Origin of the sequence: Methylophaga sp. UBA3192 (assembly GCA_002363955.1) — a bacterium.
In the GTDB taxonomy this organism is placed as follows: Bacteria; Pseudomonadota; Gammaproteobacteria; order Nitrosococcales; family Methylophagaceae; genus Methylophaga.
In genome coordinates, this window is sequence record DEXE01000006.1 from 478,817 (window position 1) to 483,187 (window position 4,371).

A 4,371-nucleotide genomic window follows, 5' to 3' on the forward strand; every position below is an offset into this window, starting at 1 on the left:
CAAGGCACGAGGAGCGCCTTTTAGTTATTCTAAATAAGTGACGAGCAACGCAGAGTGGCGCTTTTTCAGTCACACCCCGTAGGGCTGGGACTATTTTTGCGGCCGCCTGCGTTGTCAATCACTTATGTAGGATGGCTACACTGCGTGCTTTCCGCCTTATCGGACACAAAAATAGCCGCCAGCAGTGGTGGATATGAAAGATCAATACGCCCTAATGTCATGTTTTATCTTGCAACTAGATATTGACTAGCTTCTTCTATGCGGTCTGTCGAAATTTATGATTGGTCCAGCCGGCACAACACCTGTAGGGTTGATGGTTTTGTGACTGCGGTAATAATGATCTTTGATGTGCTGCATGTTTACCGTTTCTGCAACACCAGGCCACTGGTATAACTCACGAACGTATTCAGAAAGATTTTGATAATCTTCAATCCGTTTCAGGTTGCATTTGAAATGGCCGTGATACACGGCATCAAAACGAATCAAAGTGGTAAACAACCGCCAGTCGGCTTCAGTAATCTCATTGCCTGCTAAATAGCGATTATTACTGAGGCGTTCCTCCACTTTATCTAACGCTTTAAATAACGGAAATACGCCTTCTTCATAGGCCTGTTGCGTGGTGGCAAATCCCGCTTTATAAACGCCGTTATTGATGTTGTCGTAGATTTCATCATTGAGAGCATCAATTTCTGATCTTAATGTCTCGGGATAATAATCACCGGCTTTGGCACCGATACCATCAAACGCTGAATTGAACATGCGGATAATTTCCGCAGACTCATTGCTGACCATCACGTTTTGCTGTTTGTCCCAAAGCACCGGTACGGTGACACGACCGCTGTATTCTGCATCAGCAGTGGTATATACCTGATGCAAAAATCTGGCTTGATGCAACGGATCTTGAACCACCCCTTCGGCATCATCAAAGGTCCAGCCATGCTCCAGCATTAATGGGTTCACAACAGAGAATGAAATCAAGTTTTCCAAGCCTTTCAGCTTGCGAAAAATCAAAGTGCGATGTGCCCATGGGCAAGCTAAGGAAACGTATAAATGATAACGCCCCGCTTCGGCTTTAAAACCACCTTCTCCACTGGGTCCGGCACTGCCGTCAGCGGTCACCCAATTGCGGAATTGTGATTTGCTGCGAATAAATTTTCCCTGGTTGGAATCAGTGTCATACCAGCGATCGACCCACTGGCCTTCCATTAATAAACCCATAAAATACCTTCCTTAAAAAAAGTGGAATTTGATTGACTGTTTTACCAGCTAAGCTCACAATTTGTGTACTTCATTGCGAATAAGTTCATGAGACATCTCCAAACACAGCAGCTTGATCAGTGCCCTGCCAATTTCTGGCAGCTGTGCGTATTGCTGTTGTTGCTTAATAGTCTGGCCTTTGCCGGCTGGGTAGATTTCCGTCAGGCAACGGTTTCAAGCAATTCCGGTTTTGTCGCTGAGTTTAATCAGCTTACTTTAGCCAATCATCGTGATCATTTCCGTTCACTGCTGGATATCAAAAATCTGGCTTCATCCTCTTCAGGTGAAAGTGATAACGAACCGCACTGGCTAGCATACTTCAACCTGCTATCGCTTCCTGTCGCGGTACTTGGTACCGATGATTTGCGTTATTTGACATTGTTGATTTTCAGCGATGCCAAATACCATTTACCCCGCACCCGAGCCCCACCATACCCATAATCCTTTTAAAACATTTTGTTTAACGAAGCTTTCTTCGAGGATTATGTATGCGTTCATTCGTTTCACGGGCTGTTGTATTCAGCCTGATTATTATTGTGGGCCTGCTCAGTGCACTGCCTAATGTGTTGCCAGCATCGACGACACAACATCTACCTTCCTGGTTTACCGACAATACCTTTCAGTTAGGGCTTGATTTGAGTGGCGGTTCCCATTTGCTGATGCAAGTCGATACCAATGATTTACAACTCAACGATCATCAGCAGTTAGCCGAACAGATCACCGATGGATTGCGCGAAAAACGCATCTTTATTCAGCCGATTTCGGTATCGAAAAACCAGCTGGTCATCACACCTAAAGATCCTGGCCGGTTAGCGGATATCAAGCAGCTTGTGCGGACCTTTATTAAAGATCCCAAAGGTGGCCTGGCTTTGTTCTCGCTTGATGATGAGGCAAATAAACTCACCATCACTCCGACCAAAGCGCATAGTGAAAGACTCACTAAAGATGCCGTTGAGCACAGCTTGAAGGTGGTCAGACAACGTCTTAATGAGAGCGGCCTGGTGGATCCGACCATTACCAAACAAGGCAGTGATGGCATTCTGGTGCAATTGCCTGGTGTTGATGATCCAGGTTCTATCCGCACTCTGCTGGGTACCACCGCCAAAATGACCTTTCATTGGGCGGCTAATGCTCAATCTTCTGATGTGATAAGCGTTCAAGGTGTTAATGAAGATGAAAGCTATTCATTAGAAGGTCGAGTAGCACTGGAAGGCAAACATATTACCGATGCCAATCTGGTTTTCAGTCAGGAAAATGGTCAACCGGTTGTCAGTTTTGTATTGGATAAGGAAGGCGCACGTTTATTTGGTGAAATGACCAAAAACAATATTGACCGCTCTTTGGCAATTGTTCTGGATGATAAAGTCATTACTGCACCAGTAATTCGCAGTGTGATTGCCGGTGGTCGTGGCGAAATCAGTGGTTCGTTTACCGTTGCTGAAGCCAATGAACTGGCGTTGTTACTGCGTGCCGGTGCCTTGCCAGCACCGTTAAATGTGGTCGAAGAACGTACGGTTGGGCCGGATTTAGGCAGCGATTCTATTGCTATGGGCATTAGTACCGGCATTATTGGTGCCATCCTGGTGCTGATATTTATGCTGGCAATTTATGGCAGCTGGGGATTCATTGCCAGTTTGAGTCTAACCATTAATATCGGTTTGATTTTTGGTGTATTGAGCCTGTTAGGTGCCACGCTGACCTTGCCGGGTATTGCCGGGATTATTCTCAGTATCGGTATGGCGGTGGATGCCAATATTTTGATCAATGAACGGATCCGGGAAGAAACCCGTCGCGGTAAACGGGCACTTATAGCTCTGGATGCCGGTTTCAGACGCGCTTACAGCACGATTCTGGACTCCAATATCACCTCTTTAATCGCTATCAGTCTGTTGTTTATGTTTGGTAGTGGCCCGGTACGTGGGTTTGCGGTGGCGATTGCCATTGGTTTGTTAACATCAATGTTTACCTCCATTTCATTTACCCGATTATTAATGGAATGGCGGGTCAGTCGTATGCCGAAACAGGCTTATCTGAATATCTCAGGTATTAGGGTTCTGGATCGTCTGAGTAATAGCAAAATCGACTTTATGCGAGGCCGTTTTGTTGGTATTGCCATTTCTGCCATTTTGTCATTGGCCGCGATTGGCTTGTTTATGCAGCCGGGTTTGAAATACGGTATCGACTTCAGTGGTGGTACTGTAATGGAGGTTCAGGCACCCAATACGGATGTAGAACAAGTACGTCATGCCTTGCAGGCAAAAGGTTTTGCTCAGGCATCGATTCAGGAATTTGGCGATGATGACTATTATCTGGTTCGCTTGCCAATGGAGGGTGCAGAACAGGTAGCTAGCGGTGAACCCGTTGAAAATATTAAATCTGCGGTACAGGAAATATCGGCAGATGCGAGTTTCCCTCGGGTTGAGATGGTTGGGCCAAAAGTCAGTGGCGATTTCCGTGACGCCACTATCCTGGCCATTGTTTTTGCTGGGCTGGGAATGCTGGCCTATTTGTGGATCCGCTTTGAATATCACTTTGCCCTGGCAGCGACCTTAACCATTGGTTTGGATTTAACTAAAACGATTGGTTTTTTTGTACTGACAGGAGTGGAGTTCAATCTGACCGCCGTAGCAGCCTTGTTAGCATTGATTGGTTATTCAGTTAATGACAAAGTGGTGGTGTTTGACCGGGTACGCGAAAATCTTCGGCTCACGCCTGATAAGCCGATGTTACAGTTGCTCAATGAGAGTATTACATCAACATTGACCCGCACGGTATTTACCTCTGTCACGACATTTTTGGCATTGATACCGATGGCGGTTGCCGGTGGAAGTGCTGTTGCCAGCTTTGCGTTGCCGATGTTATTTGGCATTGTGATCGGCACCAGCTCGTCGGTATTTATCGCGGCACCAATCGTTTTCTGGATGGGACAGCATCGCATGCGTAAAGGGCTGTCACAGTTACGGCCTTCGGCTGAAGAGATGCAAAAGAAACTGGATGCCATCATGTAGATTTGTTCAAAAAGTGTCTGTAATCGATTAATAAATAAGGCTTTATGGTGATTATCTTCACCATAAAGCAGTAGGGCTTGTTTATCTTTCATCTCCGCTTCTGTTG

3 protein-coding genes are annotated in these 4,371 nt (G+C 46.0%); 2 read left to right on the forward strand and 1 reads right to left on the reverse strand.

What is annotated here, in order from left to right; all coding sequences use genetic code 11:
• Positions 1–246 precede the first annotated feature (246 nt).
• Positions 247–1,218 carry a glutathione S-transferase family protein gene (locus B2337_RS09335; RefSeq protein WP_292415076.1) on the reverse strand — a complete coding sequence of 324 codons (972 nt, stop codon included), beginning with the start codon at positions 1,216–1,218 and terminating at the stop codon, positions 247–249.
• Between the two features lie 87 nt (positions 1,219–1,305).
• Between B2337_RS09335 and B2337_RS09340 the strand changes: the two genes are divergently transcribed.
• Together B2337_RS09340 and secD are read left to right on the forward strand one after the other, a co-directional pair.
• Complete coding sequence (locus tag B2337_RS09340) at positions 1,306–1,698, forward strand: hypothetical protein (protein ID WP_292359433.1); 393 nt, start codon at positions 1,306–1,308, stop codon at positions 1,696–1,698.
• 47 nt (positions 1,699–1,745) lie between these two features.
• Complete coding sequence (gene secD, locus B2337_RS09345; RefSeq protein ID WP_292359431.1) at positions 1,746–4,265, forward strand: protein translocase subunit SecD; 2,520 nt, start codon at positions 1,746–1,748, stop codon at positions 4,263–4,265.
• The last annotated feature ends 106 nt before the right edge of the window (positions 4,266–4,371 follow it).

Coding starts and splice junctions, on each gene's coding strand:
- B2337_RS09335 (WP_292415076.1), bottom strand. CDS start 1,218: ATGGGTTTATTAATGGAAGGCCAGTGGGTCGATCGCTGGTATGACACT.
- B2337_RS09340 (WP_292359433.1), top strand. CDS start 1,306: ATGAGACATCTCCAAACACAGCAGCTTGATCAGTGCCCTGCCAATTTC.
- secD (WP_292359431.1), top strand. CDS start 1,746: ATGCGTTCATTCGTTTCACGGGCTGTTGTATTCAGCCTGATTATTATT.